This is a genomic window from Rhodoblastus sp., from assembly GCF_019449565.1.
Taxonomy (GTDB): domain Bacteria; phylum Pseudomonadota; class Alphaproteobacteria; order Rhizobiales; family Beijerinckiaceae; genus Rhodoblastus.
This window is the reverse complement of record NZ_JAGRPM010000025.1, coordinates 32,259-54,611: the sequence shown is the minus strand read 5'-3', so window position 1 is coordinate 54,611 and position 22,353 is coordinate 32,259. Positions and strand designations below refer to the sequence as shown.

Below are 22,353 nucleotides of genomic sequence, written 5' to 3'. Positions count from 1 at the left end.
CAGGCTCTCACGCCGACAGGGCGGCGTAAAGCTCATAGGCCGCGCGCATTTCCTTGAGGCGGCCGGCGCGACGGGCCGAAGCCTCCTCGTCCGCGCCCCAGAACCGCGCCTGATGGTCCTCGTCGACATGAGCCGCGCTCCAGGCGGCGTCGAAGCCGATCACGCCTTCGATCAGGGCCAAGGCGATCAGGACCGAGCCGGTCAGCGTGGTCATGGTGTGAAGCGCCGTCAATCGCAGTGCTCCATCGGGCCGCGCCGCCTCGCGCGCGACCAGCGCCTCAACCGCCGCAACGGATTCAGCGGGCTGCGACACGAACATCACGCCCTCGGCGCAGACGAAGCGGGCGCCATGCCGGTCGCGGAAATGACCGAGTACCGGCGACCATGCGGCCTCCTGCTCCGACACGAGCCCCTCGGGAGCGCCCGCGCGGTAGCAGACCAGATCGGAGCCTGCGAATTTGGTAATCTCCGCCGCCGTCGCCGCCATTTCCCGCGCCACGCCGTCGATCGCCGTATTGACCATGCGCGTGAGCGGCATGTCCGCCGGGTTGATCTCCGCGCCCTGACGGCGCCATTCCTCGGCCACGGCCTCGGCCAGCGCGCGGGTGGGCGCGATGAGCGGCGCGCGGCCTGGCGTGCGCACGGGCTTGCCGTCCAGCGCGATTCCAAAGCCCTCGCCCTGCGGGATGACCGAGACTTCGGAATAGAATTTCTTGGGCAGCGGACGCTTCATGTCCCGCTGCGCGGATTTCAACGGATTGCGTTCGCCGTCCTCGACGAAGATCGCGCTTAGATCGTCACGCATTGCAGAAACTCTTCCAGAACCTCGCGGAGCGCCGGGAAATCCGACACGATTTGCTTGGCGCCCGCCTTTGTCAGCTTGTCATGGCGATGGTAGCCCCAGGCGACGCCGATGGCGTGGGCGCCGGCGGAATGGGCCATGGCCATATCGAATGTGGTGTCGCCGATCATGCAGGCGTCGCGCGGCGACAGGCCGGTTTCGGCGAGCGCGCGCAGGAACATGTCCGGCGCGGGCTTCGACGGAGCGTCGTCCGCAGTCTGGATCGTGGCGAACAGATCATGCCAGCCATGGCGCTCGCACAGGCTCTTGACGCCTGCGCGCGACTTGCCGGTGGCGAGGCCGATCAGGCAATCCTCGCGCGCCGCAAGTTCGGTCAGCAGATCTTGCGCCCCGGGATAGAGCGGATCATGAAAGCCGGGCTGCGTCCGCAGTTGCCGCCAAGCCTCCTTATAGGCCTGAGCGAGCAGATCGCTCGGCCCCTCTCCGTCCGTCAACGCATTGAACGCCTCGACCAAAGACAGGCCGACGACCGAGAGCGCGCGCTCGCGCGAGGGCGCCGGAAGGCCGAGAGAAGCGAAAGCCCTGCCCTGAGCCTCGACGATAAGGTTCTGGCTGTCGACGAGCGTTCCGTCGACGTCGAACACAAAGAGTTTCATGGTCGCCTCCCCAGTCTTAGCCTTGTCCGGCGTCGCCGCGCCGGGAGCGTTCTGCGCGCCTTTCGACCTTATAGACCCGGGCGCGCGCCGCGCCAATCGGGCCAACGCGGGCTGCGGCGTTATTAGACTTTCAAATTGTTGCGAAACGAAAAAAAACGGCTTTACATTGTCTCGTTACAATTGGCTCCGCCTCGATGCGTTCGCCAAGAATGAAAAGCGCCCGTCCTTGACGCGGGTCGCGAGGGAGGAATGACATGAACGCACAAACGCGCGCCAGCGGCCCCGCCGCGTGGCTGGGCTGGTTAGCCGTCGCTCTCATCGGCGCTTTTTCGTTGGGAACCGTCGCCCTCCATCGTGGCGAAACCATCAACGCCTTGTGGCTCGTCACCTCGGCGGTCTGCGTCTATCTGATCGCCTATCGCTTCTACAGCAGGTTCATCGCGGAACAGGCGCTGGTCCTGGATGATTCGCGCCCGACGCCCGCCGTGCGCCGCAATGACGGCCTCGATTACGTCCCGACTGACAAATATGTGGTGTTCGGCCATCATTTTGCGGCCATCGCCGGCGCCGGCCCGCTGGTCGGACCCGTGCTCGCCGCGCAGATGGGCTATCTGCCCGGCACGCTCTGGCTGCTCACCGGCGTGGTCTTCGCCGGCGCCGTGCAGGATTTCGTCGTCCTGTTCATCTCGGTTCGCCGCGACGGCCGTTCTCTGGGCGATCTGATCAAGACCGAGATGGGCGAGACCGCCGGCCTCATCGCGCAATTCGGCGTGCTGGCGATCATGATTATTCTGCTCGCCGTGCTCGCGCTCGTGGTGGTCAAGGCGCTCGCGGGCAGCCCATGGGGCACGTTCACGGTCTTCTCGACACTGCCGACCGCGCTTCTCATGGGCGTCTACAGCCGCTTCATCCGGCCCGGCCAGATCGCAGAAATGTCGATCATCGGCTTCGTGCTGCTGATCGCCGGCATTCTGTTCGGCCAGACGGTCTCCGAAAGCCCGACGCTCGCCCCGCTGTTCACGTTCAAGGGCGAAGAACTCGCGCTGATGCTGATCGCCTATGGCTTCGTGGCCTCGGTGCTGCCGGTCTGGCTGCTGCTGGCCCCGCGCGACTATCTCTCGACCTTCCTCAAGATCGGCACGATCCTCGGTCTCGCCATCGGCATCGCCATCGTCATGCCCGATCTGAAAATGCCGGCCGTGACCAAATTCATTGATGGCACGGGCCCGGTCTTCAAGGGCGCGCTGTTCCCCTTCTTGTTCATCACCATCGCCTGCGGCGCCGTTTCGGGCTTCCACGCCCTGATCGCGTCCGGCACCACGCCGAAAATGGTGATGCGCGAAAGCGAAATGCGCTTCATCGGCTATGGCGCGATGCTCATGGAAAGCTTCGTCGGCCTCATGGCCCTGATCGCCGCCAGCGTGCTGGAGCCCGGCGTCTATTACGCCATGAACTCCGCGCCGGGCGTGATCGGCACGACGGCCGAACAGGCCGCCCAGACGATCACGTCCTGGGGCTTCGCAATCACGCCCGACGTACTGACCACTGCGGCGAAGGAAGTGGGTGAAAGCACCATCCTGTCGCGCGCGGGCGGCGCTCCCACCCTCGCGGTCGGCATGGCGCATATCCTCTCAGGCTTCCTGGGCGGCTCGGCCATGAAGGCGTTCTGGTATCATTTCGCCATCCTGTTCGAGGCCCTGTTCATCCTGACCACGGTCGACGCCGGCACCCGCGTCGCTCGCTTCATGATCCAGGACTTGCTCGGCCATTTCGTGCCGACCATGGCGCAGACCCAGAACTGGGGCGCGAATCTGATCGCCACGGCGCTGGCGGTCTCGGGCTGGGGCTATTTCCTCTATCAGGGCGTTGTCGATCCGCTCGGCGGCATCAATACCTTGTGGCCGCTGTTCGGCATCTCCAACCAGATGCTGGCCGCGATCGCGCTGATCCTCTGCACGTCGGTGCTGTTCAAGATGAAGCGCGAGCGCTTCGCCTGGATCACCATCCTGCCGACGTTCTGGCTGCTCGTCTGCACGCTGACGGCGGGCTGGCAGAAGCTGTTCGACGCCAATCCGGCCATCGGCTTCCTCTCCCACGCCCGGAAATTCTCGGACGCGCTCGCCGAGGGCAAGGTGCTCGCCCCTGCCAAGAATGTCGAGGAAATGGCCCGCGTGATCACCAATGATTACGTCGACGCCGGCCTCACCGCCATTTTCGTCGCGGTGGTGCTGGCCATGATCGTCGCGGGCTTCGCGACCATCCGCAAGGCCTATTCGAATCCCAACGCCACGACCCGGGAGGTGGGCGATGATCTGTCTGGATTGCAGTCCCTCAAGGCTTAAGGGCATTGGCCGCGATGTCGGCCGCAAATTGCGGCAGACGGCGTCTCTCATGATCGGCCAGCCCGATTATGACGCCTATCTGGCGCATTGGACGCTGAACCATCCCGGCGTCGCCGCGATGACCCGCAAGGAGTTCTTCCGCAATCGCGAGGACCGGCGCTTCGGCGGCGGCATCGCGACCGGCGGCTTCCGCTGCTGCTGAAGCCGCCGAAGCTTCTCCGCCACATTCATCGAGCCGGCGCTTCCCAAAAGCGCCGGCTCTCATTACATCTGGGCCATGCGCGTTTCAGACCTCGACATTCTCATCATTCCCGGCCTCGGCGGCTCCGGCCCCGATCATTGGCAAAGCCGCTGGGCGCAAAAGCTCTCCACAGCCCGCCTCGTCGAGCAGGGGGACTGGCTTCAACCCGACCGCGACGACTGGATCGCAAATATCCTGCGCGAGATCGACGCCGCCCGTCGCCCCATCGCGCTGGTCGGACATAGCCTGGGCTCCATCGCCGCCGCCAGCGCCATAGCGGAAACTTCGACACCCGAGAAAATCGCCGCGGCCTTTCTGGTCGCGCCGCCCGACCCGGCCGCCGCAGCTTTGCCCCCGGGCCTCATCGACCCGCGCTTCAAAGAAAAAGCGCCGCAAGCGGCGCTGGGAGTGCCCGGTGTGATTGTCGCCAGCCGCAGCGACGCCTTCGCGGATTTTTCTTATGCGGAAAGGCTCGCCCAATTATGGGGGCTGGACCTGGCCGACGCAGGCGACGCCGGCCATATCAACGCCGAGAGCGGTCACGGTCCCTGGCCAGAAGGCCTGATGCGCCTGGCCGGGCTTTTTTCCAAATTGGCGCCGTGACCAATTTGATTGCTGACGCCGCCACTTGTTTAACGGCGGGAGCCGCGACTTGCCTTCCGCGCCGCTGAACGGGGCGCGGCGGACTCAGGATGCGGAGGAGCGCCAGCCGCAGCCGCGCTGCGCGCCAGTCGGCGCGGCGCCTCAGAAGGGGCGTCATCAGCCAGCCTTGTGGGTGATGGCGCGCGCGGCGGCCACAGCCAGCGGAATGCCGACGGCATAGCCGATGAGCGCGGCGATCGGGATGACCCGCAGAGCCTGGCCCTGAAGGGAAGGCATCATCAGAACGACGAGTACGGCCACCCCCGCGAGCACCGTGCCGCCCATGATCCACAACAAAGCCGCCAATCTCGTCATCATCGCCTCCCGAAACCCTTGAGCGAAGCGGTCAAAGCCCAATCGCCGTCGCGCTCTCGCTTCGCCTGACGGCAAGATGGTCGCGCTGGGTCCGGATTCAGTCGTTGACGTGAATCAATCGCGCGACCCACCGCGACGTTTGGCCGCAGAACGAAAAAGGCCGCCCGAAGGCGGCCTTTCCAGATCTGAAACTTCGCGAGAAAAGATCAGCGCGAATAGAATTCGATGACCAGATTCGGCTCCATCTGGACCGGATAGGGCACTTCGCTCGGCAGCGGGATGCGGGTCAGCTTGGCGGTCATCTTGGAATGATCCACCTCGTAGAAGTCCGGCACGTCGCGCTCGGAGAGGCCGACCGATTCCAGCACGATCACGAGCTGGCGCGAGGCTTCCTTGACCTCGATCACATCGCCCGGCTTCACGAGATAGGAGGCGATGTTGACGCGGCGGCCGTTAACCTTGACATGGCCATGGTTGACGAACTGGCGCGCGGCGAACACGGTCGGCACGAATTTGGCGCGATAGACCACGGCGTCGAGGCGACGCTCCAGCAGGCCGATCAGGTTGTCCGAGGAGTCGCCCTTCATGCGGATCGCTTCGGCGTAATATTTGCGGAACTGCTTCTCGGAAATATTGCCGTAATAGCCCTTGAGCTTCTGCTTGGCCTTGAGCTGGGTGCCGAAGTCCGAGAGCTTGCCCTTGCGGCGCTGGCCGTGCTGGCCGGGGCCATATTCGCGGCGATTGACCGGGCTCTTCGGGCGGCCCCAGATGTTCTGGCCCATGCGGCGGTCGATTTTATACTTGGCTTCTGAACGCTTGGTCATCTAAGTCCTCAAAACTCGAATGCGGCATGAGGACAGCGTCACGCGAACGCAAATGAATGCGCCGTGGAAAAGCGTCCTCCCGCCGCGCGGGAAGTACGCCCCCTCCTCTGCCCGGAAAATCCGGGCCGACAGACGGCTCACCATGAAGGCCTTAGGCCTGTTGGGAACGGTCACGGGTGCGAGCCTGCGCTCCGGCTTTTGGACCGAAGCGAAGGAAGCTGTCTCCTACAAGGCGCGCGGCCCCGCGTCAAGGCCAACGGACCTTACGGCGCCGCAGTTCTGAAGCCGATTTGCCGTTAACGCTTTGTTCAGTCTAAAAGCGTCCTCTGGCTTCGCAACTTCTGGCCGCCGCTTCAATGAATCGCAGCCCCAAAATCCTCGTATTCGATTCCGGCCTCGGCGGGCTGACGGTGTTTCGCGCTCTCGCCGCGCAGCGCCCCGACGCCGATTATGTCTATGCCGCCGACGATCTCGGCTTTCCCTATGGACCAAAGGCCGAGGACGAGGTCACGGCGCTCGTGCTCGCCGCCATGGAGCGGCTCATCGCGGACCGCGCGCCGGATTGCGTGGTGATCGCCTGCAACACCGCGTCCACACTGGTTTTGCCGCATCTACGGTCGCGCTGGCCGGAAATTCCCTTCGTCGGGACGGTGCCGGCGATAAAGCCTGCGGCGGAAGCCTCGCAATCGCGGCTAATCTCGGTTCTCGCCACGCCCGGCACGGTGGCGCGCGATTATACCCGCGACCTGATCGGAAAATTCGCCGGCCATTGCGAAGTCACTCTGGTCGGCTCGCAAAAACTCGCCGGCCTCGCCGAAGCCTATATGCAGGGCGAGAGCGTCGCCGACGGCGATGTCACAGCGGAAATCGCGCCCTGTTTTGTCGGGCATGACGGGCGCCACACCGATTCCGTAGTGCTCGCCTGCACCCATTATCCGCTGCTGCTGGACTCGTTCAAACGGCTGGCGCCCTGGTCTGTGCGCTGGATTGACCCAGCCCCGGCCATTGCGCGGCGCGCCGACCATGTGCTGTCGGAGCGCTTTCCCTTCCACGAGATCCGCGACGCCGGCTTCGATTTCATCTTTACCAGCGGCGCCGCGCCCGAGCCGCGCCTGCTGAAGACGCTCGACGTGCTGCGCCGGAGCGTCGCGCGCGCGGCGCGCCCGCGCGCTTCGGCCTGATCGCTCAGGAAAACCTGTTCGCCTTCGGAAAGCCCTTGGGCGGCAGGCGGCCAGCGTCGGCGCGGTGGCCGATCCATTCGGTCAGGGCGTCCGCCGCCACATTGAAGACGCGGCCCGCCGGGTCGATCCAGCTCAGGCCCTCGCTAAGCGCAAAGGTTTTGATGTCCGACAGGCCGCCGTCCTTGTAGCGTTGCAGGCGCACGCCCTTGCCCCGGGTCATTTCGGGCAGTTCCGACAGCGGGAAGCACAGCAATTTGCGGTTCTCGCCGATCACGGCGACATGGTCGCCCTCGGCGGGGACGACGAACCGCGCCTTGGCCGCCCCGTCCACGCCGAGCAGCATTTTGCCCTTGCGCGTATTGCCGACCATATCGTCCTGCCCGGCCAGGAATCCGCGCCCATCCGTCGTCGCGACGATCATTTTCACGCAGGGGCGATAGACGAAGACCGCGGCGACGTCCTCGTTGTCGCCAATATCGGCGAGCAGGCGCATCGGCTCGCCCGCGCCGCGACCGCCCGGCAGTTTGGACGCCTCAAGCGTGAAGACCTTGCCGTCCGTGGACAGCACCAGAATCTTTGACGTCGTTTCCGCAAAAAAGGATAGCCGCAGCGAATCGTCGCCTTTGAATTGGACGTTGGACAGGTCGGCGACCTGACCTTTCAGCGCGCGAATCCATCCCTTGTGGCTGACGACGATGGTGACAGGCTCGCGCTCGACCAGCACGTCGGAGAGGTCGAAATTCTCCGCGCTGGCGGGCGGAGCCTCGAAACTGGTGCGGCGCTTGCCAATCGCCGTGAGCGGACCCCATTTCTTCTTGATTTCTCGGATCTGCGCGGTGATCGTCTTCCATTGCCGGGCCTCGCCGCCAAGCAGATCCTCGAGATCGGCCTTTTCCTTCGTCAGCTCGGCATGCTCATCGCGCAGCTTCATTTCTTCCAGACGCCGCAAGGCGCGCAGTCGCGTGTCGAGAATATAATTGGCCTGATTGTCGGTGAGCTCGAATTGCGCCTTCAGGACGTCCTTGGGCTCTTCCTCCTCGCGGATGATGCGGATCACCTCGTCGAGATTGAGGAAGGCGACGAGCATGCCGGCGAGGACTTCGAGCCGGCGCTCGATCTCGCTCAGCCTGAACTGGGTGCGGCGGACCAACACATTGCGGCGATGGTCCAGCCATTGCCGCAGCGCCTCCGGCAGCGAGACCACGCGCGGAACCACGCCATCGACCAGGACATTCATGTTCATGGCGAAGCGCGTTTCCAGCTCGCTCATGCGGAACAGGCTTTCCATCATGACGCCCGGATCGACATTTCGTGCGCGGGGTTCGAGCACGATGCGGACATCCTCGGCCGATTCGTCGCGAACATCGGCAAGCAACGGCAATTTCTTCTCGTTGACCAGTTCCGCGAGTTTTTCGATCAGCCGCGACTTCTGCACGCCATAGGGAATTTCCGTCACCACGACGTTCCAGACGCCGCGCGCGCCCTCTTCCTTCACCCAGCGGGCGCGGGTGCGAAACGAGCCGCGCCCGGTGCGATAGGTCTCGATGATGGTCTCGCGCGAATCGACGATCACGCCGCCGGTCGGGAAGTCCGGCCCCGGCACGAAAGTGACGAGCTGTGCGGCGTCGGCCTTCGGATTGGCGATGAGATAAAGAGCGGCGTCGCAAAGCTCGGCCACATTATGGGGTGGGATCGAGGTCGCCATGCCGACCGCGATGCCCTGGCTGCCATTGGCGAGCAGGTTCGGGAAGGCCGAGGGCAGCACCACCGGCTCCTTCTGGTCGCCGGAATAGTTCTCGCGGAAGTCGATGGCGTCTTCGTCGATACCTTCGAGCAAGGCACGCGCGACATCGGTCATGCGGGCTTCGGTGTAGCGATAGGCGGCGGCGCCGTCGCCGTCGATATTGCCGAAATTACCCTGGCCGTCGACGAGCGGATAGCGCGAGGCGAAATCCTGCGCCAGCCGCACGAGGGCGTCATAGATCGCCTGATCGCCATGCGGATGGAAGGAGCCCATCACGTCGCCGACGATCTTCGCGCATTTCTTGAAGGGCGAGCCGGGGTCGAGCCGCAGGATGTGCATGCCATAGAGAATGCGGCGGTGGACCGGCTTCAGCCCATCGCGCGCGTCCGGCAGGGCGCGGCCCATGATGGTCGACAAGGCATAGGCGAGATAGCGCTCTTCGAGCGCGTCGCGCAGATTGATCGGCTGATTGTTCTCGCCGGGCGGCGGCACATGCGGTTTGGCCATGGGCCAGCCATAGATCAGCCGGGCGGCGCGTTCAAGTTCGCTATTTGTACGCCTCCCGATTTTAACGAAATATGTGTCCTTTCCGCACTAGTCTGGCGCCGCCGGCGGGTCTAGAACGCGATGGACATTTCGCACATGCGGAACCTTTACCCCCCTGAACTGTTCAATTCCCGGCGTCACAATGCTTGATCGCGGCAAGGCAAATGTCTTGCCCGAGCCGTTTGCGTCGGGATCGGACTGAGGCAGTCATGAAAACGTCGAATCGCTTGATGACATTGTTGTTTCTGCTGGGCCTTTTCGCTTTCTCCGCCATTGCTTATCTCTCGCCCATCGGGCAGGTGATGGCGGAAGGCGGCGCGCGGGCGGTCGAGGCCGCATCCATCCAGGCGGACGCAGCCGCCGCGAACGCCCGCCAATGCGAGGACCGCGAGGTCGAAGCCGACGAAGGCTATGGCATTTCGCACAAGGAAATCCGCCACGTCTGCCAGTGAAGGCTCACGAATCGGCGTCAGAATAGCCGGTGAAGGCCGGACGTTTTTCCAAAGATGGTGAATGAACCGCGTTTCGGCGCGGTTTTTTCGTTTTTGTCCCCCGCACTCCGCCCCGGCTGCCGCGCCTTGACCAGCTAAGATCGGGGAGAGCGAAAGTAACCACATTTACTCAAGAGAAAAATTCACCACGGGAGACTCAGAATTTCGCAAGGGCTTTCGATTTCAAATGATCCCGATCACGAACTTTGTTTTTCGCTCCATTCCCAACCAAAAAGATTGAACTGAAGATGGCGTCATCGAGGCTCTCAGCCAAAAATGGACCAGAAGAACCGGTCTCCCGTCTGGCGGTGCTTATTGACGGCGACAACGCCCAGGCATTGGCGATTGAAGGAATCCTGGCGGAAGTCGCGCGGTTTGGCGAAGCCACGGTGAAGCGGATCTACGGCGATTTCACCGCTGGCCCCAGCTCATCGTGGAACGAAATCCTCCAGGAATACGCCATCAAGCCTGTTCAGCAATTCGCCTACACGCCAAGGAAGAATGCAACGGACATCGCGCTCGTCATCGATGCGATGGACTTGCTCTACACCCGGAATTTTGACGGTTTCTGCCTTGTCAGCAGCGATAGCGACTTCACCGGACTCGCAACGCGAATTCGAGAGGAAGGGCTGAAGGTGCTGGGTTTCGGGGCGCACAAAACGCCATGCGCATTTCAGAACGCCTGCGATGAGTTCATGTTCATCGAAGCATTGTGCCGCAGCAAGGCAGAGACAGCGAGCGTTGCAGCGAACGCCAATGCGGCCCCCGAAGCAGCGCCGAAAAAACCTGCCTCAGCATCCGTACCCGTCCGGAAGTTCCCCAAAGAAATCGCGCTGAACGCCTTGGAACAATCATCGGATGAAAACGGCTGGGTGCATCTGGGGACATTCGGCAGCAATCTGAACAGACTCGATCCCAACTTTGATCCCCGAGCCTTTGGCTACAAGAAGCTGTCGCATTTGGTGAAGGGAAGAACAGACCTCTTCACAACCGAGGCACGACCGGTTCCCGGCCAATCAAGCGAGAACCTGTATCTCCGGGCTAAATAAAACGCGGCGCTATCCTTAAGTCAGCCCGCTTCATCGCGGCAAAAATCCGACCGGAAATGCTCAAAAGCTCGCGATAAAAGCCGCGCGCGCTTCCGGCGGCTTGAGCCCGCGCGGCAGATAAACGTCGCGGGCGAGAAAAAATTCGGTGAGTCGGAAGCCGTCCCGCACATTCTCCCGCGTGACCGGAGCGCCCGGCGCCTCGCGCAGAAAGGCCGGCAGCGGCAGCAGCTTCGCCGCCCAGGGCGCGCCGGCCTCGCGGCTCACGGCGCGGGCGGATTTGGGCGAGACATAGACCAGATCGTCCCGCCCTCCCGTCGCCGCGCATTGGTCGAGATCGAGGCCGAAGCCGAGTTCGGCAAGCAAAGCCAGTTCGAAATGGACGAAAAGCGCCGGGGCCAGCGGCGTGGTGAGCTGCGCCAGCAGAACCTGCGCCCGCTCGTAAAGGCCCGGATGCGGATCGCGTTCCGGCAGCAGCCGCAGCAAGGCTCCAAGCAGCCCGACGCCATGCAGGCCCTGCGGGTTCGACAGCAACAGATCCGTCCGCAGCGCCGCCGCCTCGACGGCGAACATGCCGAGATGTTCCTCCAGCCGCGCGCGCCAGACCGCCTGGACCTCATTGCCCGGCTGCAGCACCGGCTGCATGGACTTGGAGCGCCCGCCGCGCACCACGCCGAGATGGCGACCATGGCCGCGCGTCATCAATTCGAGAATGACGCTGGTCTCGCCATGTTTCTTCAGGCCGAGGATCAGGCCGCGCTCCGACCATTCCATGGCCGCAGCCCCCTTACTTCCTGGGAAATTCCAGACCCATTTCGCGATAGCGCTCCGGGTCGTCGCCCCAATTCTCGCGCACTTTCACGAACAGGAACAGATGGACCTTCTGTTCCGCCGCCTCCATGATTTCCTTGCGCGCCGCTGAGCCGATGCTCTTGATCGTCTTTCCGCCTTCGCCGATCACGATCTTCTTCTGTCCCTCGCGGGTGACATAGATCGTCTGCTCCACGCGCGCGGAGCCGTCGGGCTGGTCTTTCCACAATTCGGTCTCGACCGTGGACTGATAGGGCAATTCGTCGTGCAGGCGCTCGAAGAGTTTTTCGCGCGTGATCTCTGCGGCCAGCGCGCGTATGGGCGCGTCGGAAATCTGGTCTTCGGGATAGAGCCACGGACCCGGCTGCATATATTGCGCAAGCTTCTCGCGGAACTTCACGCAGCCATGGCCTTTCAGCGCCGAGATCATGAAAGTGTCGGCGAAGTGAATCCGCTCGTTCAGGCTGGCGGCGAGTCCAAGCAGCTTTTCATGCTCGATGGTGTCGATCTTGTTGAGCACGAGGATTTTCGGCGCGCGCAATTGCGGCAGCCTTTCGAGGATGGCCTCGACCTCCTCGTCCACGCCCTTGCGCGCGTCGATCAGCAGGCAGACCACATCGGCGTCGCCCGCCCCGCCCCAGGCCGAGGTGACCATGGCGCGGTCGAGCCGGCGCTTGGGCGCGAAAATGCCGGGCGTATCGACAAAAATGATCTGCGCCTCGCCTTCCAGCGCAATGCCGCGCACCAGCGTGCGGGTGGTCTGGACCTTGCGCGACACGATCGAAACCTTCGCGCCGACGAGCTGGTTGAGCAGCGTCGACTTGCCGGCGTTAGGCGCGCCGATCAGGGCGCAAAAACCGCAACGCGGCGCCTTCGTCTCCTCAGTCATTCCCCCTCCTCCCAGACGCCCTCGCGGGTCAGGAAGCTCTGCGCGCAGGCCTGTTCGGCGAAGCGCTTCGAACTGCCCCGGGCGGCCATCGGCTCATAGCCGTTGACGACGACTTCCATAATGAAAACCGGCGCATGATCCGGCCCGATCCGCGACGACTGCCGATAGGACGGCGGCGGCAGGCCGCGCGCCTGCGCCCATTCCTGCAAGGCGGTTTTCGGGTCGCGCAGGGGCCGCGCCGGATTGAGCATTTTCCCGTGAAAGAAGCGACGGATCGTCGCCTGCGCCGCCGCGAAGCCGCCGTCGAGAAAGATTGCGCCGAGAATGCTCTCGCAGACGTCGCCGAGAATGGCGGATTTCTTGGCGCCGCCGGTCTGGGCCTCGCCCTCGCCAAGCCGCACGACGTCGCCAACGCCCCATTCGCGCGCGACATCGGCGCAGGTTTCCTTGCGGACCAGATCGGCAAGGCGGCGCGAGAGTTCGCCTTCCTCAGCTCCCGGAAATTGCTCGCAGAGCATGTCGGACACGGCGAGGCCAAGCACGCGGTCGCCGAGAAACTCAAGCCGCTGATAGGAATCGACCCGGCGCGCCGCCTGGGTCGCCGGCAAGGCGCTGACATGGGTCAGCGCGCGCAACAGCAGCAACGGATCCGCGAAGCGATAGCCCACGCGCTCCTGCAGGGCGGCGAGATCGCCGAAATCCGCCGCGGCGTCGCCAGCGACGCTCATCGGACCGCGTGGAACATGCGGTTCAGGCGCAGGGTCCACGGCCAGCGCCAGAACTCCCAGGCCGCCGCGCCGCCGCCGACCGAGAAGAAGATCATTTCCGCGCGGCCCTCGACATTGACATAGGGCACATAGCCGACGCCGCCCTGATCCTGCGGCACGCGGGAATCGGTGGAGTTGTCGCGGTTGTCGCCCATCATGAAATAATGGCCCTGCGGCACAATGAAGGGCCCGGCGTTGTCGTTGAAGCCGTCATCGCCCTGGATCTCGATGATCGTGTGGGTGACGCCGCCCGGCAAGGTTTCCTTATAGGTCGGCACGGGGCCGAAATGGCCGTAAAGATCCTCGGTCTGCGCCTTCTCGATGGGCTCGCGCTCGACGATCTGGTCGTTGATATAGAGCCGGCCCTTTTTCATCTCGATCTTGTCGCCGGGCAGGCCGATTACGCGCTTGATGTAATCGGTCTCATTGTCGCGCGGCAGCTTGAACACCACGACATCGCCGCGCTTGGGCGCAGAGCCAAAAATGCGGCCCTGGAACGCGGGAAGGCCGAAGGGAAAGGAATAGCGCGAATAGCCATAGCTATATTTGGAGACGAAGAGATAATCGCCGATCTCCAGCGTCGGGATCATTGAACCCGACGGAATATTGAAGGGCTGGAAGAGGAAGGTGCGGACCACGAGAGCGATCGCCAGCGCCTGAAGGATCACGATGATCGTTTCGCCAATTCCGCCTTGTTCGGTCTTCTTGGCGGCGCGCGGCGACGTTTCGCTCATGGATTCGCTCATATCTTTTTTCCAGTTCCGGGCGCCGGTTGTCGGCGTTTTCGCGCTCCGACGCAAGGCTGTCGCGCCAATTCGGGGCGAATTTTTGTCCGTTTTCTGTCCGCCCGCCGCGCAAAATGGGGCGAGGCTCAAGGCTTGGCGAGGCTCAAGGCTTGGAGAGGCTCAAGGCTTGGAGAGGCTCAAGGCTTGGACAAGGGTTGGGGAACCGCCTCGATCATCACCTGCGCCTGCGCCAGCGGATATTCGTCGGTCATGGTCAGATGGACGCGCGCCTCGCAGCCCGCCGGCGTGAGCCGGGCGAGCCGCTCCGCCGCCCCGCCGGTCAACTCCATTGATGGCCGCCCGAACGGATCATTGACCACGCCCATGTCGCGCCACGACACCCCCTGCCCGATCCCGCAGCCGAGCGCCTTGGCACAGGCCTCCTTGGCGGCGAAACGCTTGGCGTAGGTCGCCGCCCGCGCCTTGCGGCCGTCGGCCTTGGCGCGCTCGACGGGCGTGAAGCAGCGGCGAGGAAAGCGCTCGCCATATTTCTCCAATGTTTGTTCGATGCGCCGGATGTCGCAAAGGTCGAGGCCGAGTCCGATGATCATCCCCCGGCCCGTCCCTGAGCAATGGCGGCGATCATCTCCTTCACCGCGGCGTCGAGGCCGATGAAGACCGCCTCGCCGATCAAGAAGTGACCGATATTAAACTCGACGATCTGCGGGAAAGCGGCGATCAGCCGCGCCGTGTCGAAATCGAGGCCGTGGCCGGCATGGCATTCGATCCCGAGCCGCTCCGCCTCCGCCGCCGCCACGCGCAGGCGCTCGAACTCGGCGTCCGCCTTATCCGTCTCGCCCAGCGCCAGGGCGTTGCACCAGGCGCCGGTATGAAGCTCGACCACCGGCGCCTTCAAGGCGCGCGCGGCGGCCAGTGCCTCGGGCGACGGCTCGATGAACAAGGAGACACGAATGCCTGCGCGCAAAAGCTCGTCGACGAAGGGCGCGAGCCTTTCGCGGCCGCCGACCACGTCAAGGCCGCCTTCCGTGGTGCGCTCGGTGCGCTTTTCCGGTACGAGGCAGCAGGCGTGCGGGCGAATCTTGAGCGCGATATCGAGCATTTGTTCGGTCGCGGCCATTTCGAAATTCAGCGGCGCATTGATCGAAGCCTTGAGGCGGCGCATGTCCTCGTCGACGATATGGCGGCGATCCTCCCGCAGATGCGCGGTAATTCCGTCGGCTCCGGCGGCGAGCGCCATCTGCGCGGCGCGCAGGGGATCAGGCGCGAAGCCGCCCCGCGCGTTGCGCAGGGTGGCGACGTGATCGATATTGACGCCGAGACGGATTTTTTTCGCAAAACTCATCGCTGGGCCTTTCGTGGCGGCGCTCTCTATCCGATCACGCGCTCAACGCTGTTGATCATCGGCAGGACGCGCAGCCGCGAGAGAATATCGTTGAGGTGTTTCAGGTCGAAGACTTGAATGTCGAAGGTCATTTCGCGGAAGTCCGGCGATTTCTTGTTGAAGGTCACGTCGTCGATATTGCCGCCCTGCTCGCCGATCAGGCTCGCCACGGCGCCGAGGCTGCCCGGCTCGTTGATCGCCGCGACCACGATCCGCGCGGGAAACAGGGCCTGGGCGTCCTCGACGTCCCAGCGCACGTCGAGCCAGCGTTCGGGCTGGTCGTCGAAGGCGGCGAGCGCGGGCGACTGGATCGGATAGACCGTGATGCCCTGGCCCGGCGTCATGATCCCGACGATCCGGTCGCCGGGCACCGCGCCATTGGGGGCGAAGGCCACCGGCAGGTCGCCATGTAGCCCGCGGATCGGCACGGCTTGGGCGTCGCTTCCGCCGCCAGGCGCCTTGAACTGCACCCCCGAGGCTTTCTGCATGCGGAACCAGCCCGGATCGCTGCGGTCTGGCGACTGCGCCTTGCGCTCTTCCTTGAACTCCGGATAGACGGCCTTGACCACATCGCCGGAAAACATCTCGCCGCGCCCAACCGCCGCCAGCACGTCTTCGATCGTCGAGCGCGCAAGGCGCGGCAGCGACGGCCTCAATTTATCGTCGGAGAATTTCTTGCCCGCCCGTTCGAAGGCGCGCAGCACGATCTGGCGGCCCAGGCCCGCATATTGCGCGCGCACCGCGTCGCGGGTGGCGCGGCGGATCGCGGCGCGCGCCTTGCCGGTCACGGCGATGGATTCCCAGGCGGCCGGCGGCGTCTGCCCCTCGGTGCGCACGATCTCGACCTCGTCGCCATTGTCGAGCGGCGCCAGCAGCGGCGCGAGGCGGCCGTTGATCTTGGCGCCGACCGCCGAATTGCCCACGCTGGTGTGGACGGCATAGGCGAAATCGATCGGCGTGGCGCCGCGCGGCAACGCGATCAGCCGGCCCTTGGGCGTGAAGCAGAACACCTGGTCATGGAACAGCTCCAGCCGCGTATGCTCCAGAAATTCTTCCGGGCTCGATCCTTCCGAGAGCATGTCGATGGTGCGCTTGAGCCATTGATAGGCGTTGCTCTCATGCGAAAGCACGGGCGCGGGCGCGTCGCGGCCATCCTTGTACAAGGCGTGGGCGGCGATGCCGTGGCGCGCGATGTCATGCATCTCATGGGTGCGCACTTGCAGCTCGACGCGCTGGCGTCCTGGACCGACCACGGTGGTGTGGATCGAGCGATAGTCGTTCTGCTTGGGCGTCGAGACATAATCCTTGAACCGCCCCGGGACCATCGGCCATTTCCGGTGCACGACGCCGATGACGCGATAGCAGTCGTCCGTATTGTCGACGACGACGCGGAAGCCGAAAATGTCGGATAACTGCTCGAAAGCGAGCGACTTGCGCTCCATCTTGCTCCAGACCGAATAGGGCTGCTTCTGGCGCCCGCGCACATCGGCCTTGATGCCGCGCCGCGCCAGCTCTTCGGTCAATTCGTTTTCGATGGTCTTGATCAGCTCGCGGTTCTTCTCGCGCAGATCCTCCAGCCGCGTCGAAACCATCGCGAAGGCTTCGGGCATCAAATATTTGAACGAGAGATTCTCAAGCTCGTCGCGCAGGTTCTGCATGCCCATGCGACCGGCGAGCGGGGCGTAGATGTCCAGCGTCTCCTCGGCGATGCGGGCGCGCTTTTCCGGCGAAACGTAATGTAGCGTGCGCATATTGTGCAGGCGGTCGGCGAGCTTGACCAGCAGCACGCGCACGTCTTCGGCGATGGCCAGCAGCAGCTTGCGGAAATTCTCCGCCTGCGCGGCCCGCTTGGAGACGAGATCGAGCTTTTTCAGCTTCGTGAGGCCATCGACGAGGCGACCGATCTCCTGGCCAAATAAAGTATCGATATCGGCCCTGGTCGCGCCCGTGTCCTCGATCGTGTCATGCAGCACGGCGGCGACGATGGTCGCGTCGTCGAGCTTCATCTCGGTCAGGATGGCCGCGACTTCTAGCGGATGCGTGAAATAGGGATCGCCCGAGGCGCGCATTTGCTGGCCATGCGCGCGCATGGCGTAGACATAGGCTCGATTGAGGAGATCCTCGTCGGTCTGCGGATTATATTTTCGAACGCGATCGACGAGTTCGTACTGCCGCATCATGCTGAAGACATTCCCTGCGGCCCACCGCTCCCACAAATTCCACCTTGCTACTATCGACGCCGTGGCGGAGTTGAGCAAGCGATTTGGGCGATGAATTTAGGTCAAATCCGCGCGCAAACGCGCAAGAAAAAGCCCCCCGCAAATGATTAGCGGGAGGCGTTCCTTCCGTCGTCGCCGCTATGGGCGGCGCGAGCGGTTGTTATTCCGAATCGTCGTCCGTCTCGGCCGGAGGCACCAGGCCTTCGAGACCGCGCAGCAGGTCTTCCTCAGTCATGCGATCGAACTGGACGTCGCCGGCCGCGTCGCTGGCGGGCGTCACGAGGGTCGGCACGACCTCGGCTTCGGGCTCGTCGACCTCGACATGCTTCTGCAGCGAATGGATGAAATCTTCCTTCAGATCGTCGGGCGCGATCATCGAATCGGCGATCTCGCGCAGGGCGACGACCGGATTCTTGTCATTGTCGCGGGCGACGGTGATCTGCGAGCCGGATGAGATCATCCGCGCGCGATGGCTGGCCAGCAGGACGAGATCGAAACGGTTATCGACCTTGTCGATGCAATCTTCAACGGTGACGCGCGCCATTCGGCCAGCTCCTCAAAACATCGGGCGATCGGGAATTTCCAATTGTACTACATAAAAATGCCCATCGGGGCAAGTTTCGCAATTTTTGCGACGGGTCAAGCCTTTTCCGTCAAAATGTCCCAATTGGCTTTTACGAGGAAAGGAATTATGACGGATTGGAACAATATTCTCCAGGTCGCTTACACTAGAGTTCCGAGACGCGAACGCGCGCGGTCCAATCCTGATGGACATCCAGCCGATCGAGGGCGCAACCGAGCAAACCCCGAAGTTAGGGCGATCAAAGCAGCCTTGTCGATCGGAAATGGACGACGCAGCCATCTGGCCAGAGCACGACAGGAGAGTTAACACGAATCTGTCCAAATCTTCATGATGATGAAACTTGCTTTTGGCCAGTTTTGGAGTAAATCGACTCTAAATCATAACACTTGCGAATTGTGCGTAGCTTTAGCACAACCGGAAATGGAAAAACATAATGGCAGATCAGGAACGCATCGCTTTATTCATTGACGGAGCAAATCTTTACGCGACCGCGAAATCACTCGGCTTCGACATTGACTACAAGCGCCTCTTGAAAGAGTTTCAGTCCAAGGGCCGCCTGCTGCGCGCGTTTTATTACACGGCCTTGGTTGAGGATCAGGAATATTCCTCGATTCGTCCGTTGATCGACTGGCTCGATTACAATGGCTATGCGGTCGTCACCAAACCCGCCAAGGAATTCGTGGACGCGCTCGGCCGCCGTAAGGTCAAGGGCAACATGGATATCGAACTCGCCGTGGACGCCATGGAAATGGCCGATCACATCGACCACATGGTGCTGTTTTCGGGCGACGGCGACTTCCGCTCGCTGGTCGAGGCGGTCCAGCGCAAGGGCGTGCGCGTCTCGGTGCTGTCGACCATAACGACCCAGCCGCCTATGGTCGCCGACGAATTGCGTCGCCAGGCTGACGAATTTGTCGATCTGGTCCATCTCGTCAACAAAATCGGCCGCGATCCCGCCGACCGCACCGAGCGCCTGCAGCGCTTCCAGGAGCGCCGTCCCGTCACGCCGACGACTGCTATGCCGCATGAGACCGTGTCGGACGACGAATGACCTGCCGAGCATGGCGGCGCGGGTTCAAGAGCAGATCCAGCAAAGAGGCGCACCGATGAAACGGGAAGCGCCTCTTTCTTTTGCGGAGACCGGATCCTTTGCCGAGCCAGCTCCGGATTGCGCCTTGTGTCCCCGCCTCGCGGAATTTCGCGCGGGAAATCGCTATGCTTTGCCGGGGGCGCATAACGCCCCTGTGCCCGCTTTCGGCGCGCTGGACGCGTCCGTCCTGATTCTCGGACTCGCGCCGGGTTTGCATGGGGCCAATCGCACCGGACGGCCCTTCACGGGCGACTGGGCCGGCGATCTGCTCTATCCGACCTTGATCCGGCATGGTTTCGCCTCGGGAAATTATTGCGAAAGCGCGGACGATGGTTTGCATCTAAACAATTGCCGGATTTCGAACGCCGTGCGCTGCGTTCCCCCGCAAAACAAGCCAACGCCGCAGGAGATTTCCGCCTGTCGTGATTTTCTGGTTCGGGAAATAGCGGCCATGCCGAAGCTGCGCTTCATCCTCTGCCTCGGCCGCATCGCCCATGACAGCGCACTCAGACTGTTCGGGGAAAAGGCAAAGGCTTTTCCCTTCGCGCATGGCGCGGTTCATCGCCTGAGCGCCCGGAACCTCACCCTGTGCGACAGCTATCATTGCTCGCGTTACAACACCAATACCGGCGTGTTGACGCAGGAGATGTTCGATTCCGTCTTCGTGCGACTGGCCGCAGAGCTTCGCGCGGGCTGACCTGATTTAGTCTTTCGCGGCGACCTTCTGCCGCAGATCGACGGCGAACAGGTTCGGCGCCGGATCGCTCAGCCGGGCGCGGTAGATATGCAGGTTCTCGACGATGCGCTGCACGTAGTTGCGCGTTTCGGTGAAGGGAATGCGCTCGATCCAGTCGATCGGATCGACCAGCGGATTGCGCGGATCGCCATAGGCCTTGATCCAGTCGCCGACATTGCCGCCGCCCGCGTTATAGGCGGCGAAGGCGAGCACATGCGAGCCGCGATATTCGCCGAGCAACTGCCCAAGATGAAAGGCCCCGAGCTGAGCGTTGAACGCGGCGTCGGTCTTCAGCCGCGCCTGATCGAACGCCACGCCGGCGCTCTTGGCCGCCTTGCGCGCGGTCGGTTCGATCATCTGCATCAGCCCGAAGGCACCCGCGCCGGATTTCGCCGTGGCGTTGAAGGCGCTCTCCTGCCGTGCGATCGCCAGAACCATCGGGCGGCTGGCCGAATTCGCGAGTTCGGAATATTGCGGCACGCCATTGAGCGGAAAAGCCAGGCTGTCGATCGCCATGCCGCGATGCAGCGCCGCCTTGCCCGCGATCAAGGCGGTATTGGCGTCGCTATTCGCCTCGATCAGGCGCGACAGCGCGGCCATCTGCTCGGGCGCGGTCAGGACGGCGGCGCTTTCCAGCGCAAGCAGGCGCGCGGCGTCTTTCTGGCCGAGCGCGAACAGCAATTCGACCGCGCGCACGGAATCGGCGCGGGCGTCGCCTTCCGCGGCCACGGCCGCCGGACGCAGCACGACCGGCTCGTCGCCCAGCTTGGCTCGGGCGAGCTGGCCGTAGAAGGTCTCGGTCTCATTTGCGGCGCGGGCGTAAAAGGGCTTGGCGTCCAGTCCGCGCGCCTCGGCGACGCGTCCCTGCCAATAGGCGGCCCGGCTGACCGAATGGGGCTTGCGCGCGATCTGCGCCAGCTTGTCGAAATGAGGCGCGGCGAGCGCCGGATCGTTCAGGAACCGCAGCGCGATCCAGCCGGAGTGGAACTCGGCCTCGATCTGCGCCTCGGTGGAAGCCGCCGCATGTTCGGCGCAAAGGCGATAGGCGCGCTGGGCGTCGCCGGAATCGAGCAATTTGCGCGCGATCAGGCGGCGTTCGGTCCACCAGTCGTCGGGGCTCGTCAGTTTCGACTGCTCACGCGGCGCGGCGAGCATGAGTTTCGCCGCCTCGTCGATATGCTCCGCGTGGCGCTCGCTGTGGATACGCAGATAGAGCAAAGCCGGATCGTCGCGCAGACTCGCCGGCACGCGGCCCGAAACCTTGGCCCAGCTGGCGTCATTGGCGAGATCGGCCTGAGCGCGGAAGAGCGCCTGGGCGTCCTTGCCCGCCAAGGCCGAGGCGCGCGCGGCGGCCGAGCGCTGCTCGCGCAGCATCAGCCGGTCGGCGCGGTAGATGTGATCGGCGGCGGTCAGCACGCCGGAAAAGGTCTTGAGCAGGCGCTTTTCCTGCAATGGCGTCAGGTCGCTGTCGCGCCAGACGTCGCGGGCGATTTGCGCCGCTTCCGCCGTTCGGGCGGGATCGGCGTTGAGCATTTCGGCATAGGAGATCTGGCCGGGCGGCGAGACTGGCGGAAATTCGGCGAAAAATGCGGCGACGCGCTCCGGCTTCGCGCCTTCGCCACCGGCCAGTTCGTCCGCGCGCTTGCGCAGCCCCGCGACCGGCCAATCGGCATGGGAACGGATGAAACTGGCGACACGCGCGAGGCCCGCCTCGCCCGGATGAAGCCGCACAAAGGCCCATTCCACGGCGGCGCGCACGACGGGGTCCTTCGTCGCCAGAACGGCGTCTCCCGCCTGTCCCTGCCCTGCGGCATAGGCTTCAAGCGCCTCGCTCGCGCCCGCGAGGTCATAGCCGAGCGCCGCAGCCTGCGCCGCGCGCGCTTCGCTGTCCGGCGAGCCGCCGGCGAATTTGGAGGGATCTGGCGCGCTCCAGGCGCCGTCGCCCTGCGCCACAGCTTCGGAATCCAGCGGGGCGACGGAGGCCGGAAGGCTGCCGAAAGGGGCGTGAGGAGAGACAGGAGCGGCCGGGATATGGATTCGACGCGCGATTTGCTGCTCGGCTGGTATGACGAGGCAGAAAGCGGTCGCCAGGGCGGCGCCCGTCAGCCTTCGGTCCATACGCAAAATCCTCATCGCGATATCCTGTTGCTCCGCCACGTAAGTTTTCAGCCTGCGCCCGGGGAATTAACGACGGGTTAACCAAAGCTCGCCCGAAGGAAATCAGCTTTCGACGTGACGGAAGCTGCGCACCCCTTCCCGTCGCCGCAATCAGCCGCTATGAGTGGCGCCAGGCTAATAACCT

The 22,353-nt window shown here is 63.7% G+C and carries 22 protein-coding genes; 8 read left to right on the top strand and 14 right to left on the bottom strand.

What is annotated here, in order from left to right; translation table 11 throughout:
* Positions 1–7 precede the first annotated feature (7 nt).
* On the bottom strand, positions 8–805 hold the full coding sequence (locus QZ409_RS05855; RefSeq protein ID WP_296707781.1) for an ATP12 family protein: 798 nt from the start codon (positions 803–805) through the stop codon (positions 8–10).
* Entirely contained in the window at positions 790–1,458 is a 669-nt protein-coding gene (locus QZ409_RS05850; RefSeq protein ID WP_296707778.1) for an HAD-IA family hydrolase, read from the bottom strand. Before QZ409_RS05850 ends, QZ409_RS05855 begins: the two co-directional genes overlap by 16 nt.
* 254 nt (positions 1,459–1,712) lie before the next feature.
* Between QZ409_RS05850 and QZ409_RS05845 the strand changes: the two genes are divergently transcribed.
* The 3 genes from QZ409_RS05845 (at position 1,713) to QZ409_RS05835 (ending at position 4,644) form a co-directional block, all read left to right on the top strand.
* The gene (locus tag QZ409_RS05845; protein WP_296707775.1) at positions 1,713–3,800 is read left to right on the top strand and encodes a carbon starvation CstA family protein; all 2,088 of its coding nucleotides are present in this window, start codon (positions 1,713–1,715) and stop codon (positions 3,798–3,800) included.
* A complete protein-coding gene (locus QZ409_RS05840) occupies positions 3,766–4,002 on the top strand; it encodes a YbdD/YjiX family protein (RefSeq protein ID WP_296707774.1) in 237 nt (78 codons plus the stop codon). Before QZ409_RS05845 ends, QZ409_RS05840 begins: the two co-directional genes overlap by 35 nt.
* 75 nt (positions 4,003–4,077) lie before the next feature.
* Positions 4,078–4,644 carry an alpha/beta hydrolase gene (locus QZ409_RS05835; RefSeq protein ID WP_296707773.1) on the top strand — a complete coding sequence of 189 codons (567 nt, stop codon included), beginning with the start codon at positions 4,078–4,080 and terminating at the stop codon, positions 4,642–4,644.
* A gap of 156 nt (positions 4,645–4,800) precedes the next feature.
* Here QZ409_RS05835 and QZ409_RS05830 read toward each other — a convergent pair whose 3' ends face one another.
* Together QZ409_RS05830 and rpsD are read right to left on the bottom strand one after the other, a co-directional pair.
* Positions 4,801–4,998, bottom strand: a complete 198-nt coding sequence (locus QZ409_RS05830; protein ID WP_296707770.1) for a hypothetical protein — start codon at positions 4,996–4,998, stop codon at positions 4,801–4,803.
* Between the two features lie 206 nt (positions 4,999–5,204).
* Positions 5,205–5,822, bottom strand: a complete 618-nt coding sequence (rpsD, locus tag QZ409_RS05825; RefSeq protein WP_296707768.1) for a 30S ribosomal protein S4 — start codon at positions 5,820–5,822, stop codon at positions 5,205–5,207.
* 356 nt (positions 5,823–6,178) lie between these two features.
* Between rpsD and murI the strand changes: the two genes are divergently transcribed.
* Positions 6,179–7,003 (top strand): glutamate racemase, encoded by an 825-nt coding sequence (murI, locus tag QZ409_RS05820; RefSeq protein WP_296707765.1) that lies wholly within the window; start codon positions 6,179–6,181, stop codon positions 7,001–7,003.
* A 4-nt stretch (positions 7,004–7,007) separates the two neighbouring features.
* On the opposite strand, the gene parC is transcribed toward murI, so the two are convergent.
* Positions 7,008–9,254: a DNA topoisomerase IV subunit A gene (gene parC, locus QZ409_RS05815; protein ID WP_296707763.1), complete on the bottom strand. Its 2,247-nt coding sequence runs from the start codon at positions 9,252–9,254 to the stop codon at positions 7,008–7,010.
* A 248-nt stretch (positions 9,255–9,502) separates the two neighbouring features.
* Here parC and QZ409_RS05810 point away from each other — a divergent pair, with 248 nt between their 5' ends.
* Positions 9,503–9,745: a hypothetical protein gene (locus QZ409_RS05810; protein WP_296707761.1), complete on the top strand. Its 243-nt coding sequence runs from the start codon at positions 9,503–9,505 to the stop codon at positions 9,743–9,745.
* A gap of 245 nt (positions 9,746–9,990) precedes the next feature.
* On the top strand, positions 9,991–10,833 hold the full coding sequence (locus tag QZ409_RS05805; protein WP_296707758.1) for an NYN domain-containing protein: 843 nt from the start codon (positions 9,991–9,993) through the stop codon (positions 10,831–10,833).
* Between the two features lie 60 nt (positions 10,834–10,893).
* On the opposite strand, the gene recO is transcribed toward QZ409_RS05805, so the two are convergent.
* The 8 genes from recO to rpoZ form a co-directional block, all read right to left on the bottom strand.
* On the bottom strand, positions 10,894–11,604 hold the full coding sequence (gene recO / locus QZ409_RS05800) for a DNA repair protein RecO (RefSeq protein WP_296707755.1): 711 nt from the start codon (positions 11,602–11,604) through the stop codon (positions 10,894–10,896).
* 13 nt (positions 11,605–11,617) lie between these two features.
* Complete coding sequence (gene era / locus QZ409_RS05795) at positions 11,618–12,529, bottom strand: GTPase Era (RefSeq protein WP_296707749.1); 912 nt, start codon at positions 12,527–12,529, stop codon at positions 11,618–11,620.
* Positions 12,526–13,257 (bottom strand): ribonuclease III, encoded by a 732-nt coding sequence (rnc, locus tag QZ409_RS05790; protein WP_296707747.1) that lies wholly within the window; start codon positions 13,255–13,257, stop codon positions 12,526–12,528. The genes era and rnc overlap by 4 nt, the downstream gene beginning before the upstream one ends.
* Entirely contained in the window at positions 13,254–14,042 is a 789-nt protein-coding gene (gene lepB, locus QZ409_RS05785; protein ID WP_296707745.1) for a signal peptidase I, read from the bottom strand. Before lepB ends, rnc begins: the two co-directional genes overlap by 4 nt.
* Positions 14,043–14,218: 176 nt before the next feature.
* Positions 14,219–14,632, bottom strand: a complete 414-nt coding sequence (gene acpS / locus QZ409_RS05780; protein ID WP_296707743.1) for a holo-ACP synthase — start codon at positions 14,630–14,632, stop codon at positions 14,219–14,221.
* Complete coding sequence (locus tag QZ409_RS05775) at positions 14,629–15,384, bottom strand: pyridoxine 5'-phosphate synthase (protein WP_296707741.1); 756 nt, start codon at positions 15,382–15,384, stop codon at positions 14,629–14,631. Before QZ409_RS05775 ends, acpS begins: the two co-directional genes overlap by 4 nt.
* A 26-nt stretch (positions 15,385–15,410) precedes the next feature.
* Entirely contained in the window at positions 15,411–17,603 is a 2,193-nt protein-coding gene (locus QZ409_RS05770) for a bifunctional (p)ppGpp synthetase/guanosine-3',5'-bis(diphosphate) 3'-pyrophosphohydrolase (protein WP_296707738.1), read from the bottom strand.
* A 199-nt stretch (positions 17,604–17,802) separates the two neighbouring features.
* Positions 17,803–18,186 carry a DNA-directed RNA polymerase subunit omega gene (rpoZ, locus tag QZ409_RS05765; RefSeq protein ID WP_296707735.1) on the bottom strand — a complete coding sequence of 128 codons (384 nt, stop codon included), beginning with the start codon at positions 18,184–18,186 and terminating at the stop codon, positions 17,803–17,805.
* A 472-nt stretch (positions 18,187–18,658) separates the two neighbouring features.
* On the opposite strand from rpoZ, the gene QZ409_RS05760 reads away from it, so the two are divergent.
* Positions 18,659–19,276, top strand: coding sequence for an NYN domain-containing protein (locus QZ409_RS05760; protein WP_283364790.1), 618 nt, complete (start codon positions 18,659–18,661; stop codon positions 19,274–19,276).
* Between the two features lie 55 nt (positions 19,277–19,331).
* Positions 19,332–20,012 (top strand): uracil-DNA glycosylase, encoded by a 681-nt coding sequence (locus QZ409_RS05755; protein WP_296707732.1) that lies wholly within the window; start codon positions 19,332–19,334, stop codon positions 20,010–20,012.
* 6 nt (positions 20,013–20,018) lie between these two features.
* Here QZ409_RS05755 and QZ409_RS05750 read toward each other — a convergent pair whose 3' ends face one another.
* A complete protein-coding gene (locus tag QZ409_RS05750) occupies positions 20,019–22,169 on the bottom strand; it encodes a lytic transglycosylase domain-containing protein (RefSeq protein ID WP_296707730.1) in 2,151 nt (716 codons plus the stop codon).
* Positions 22,170–22,353: the final 184 nt, after the last annotated feature.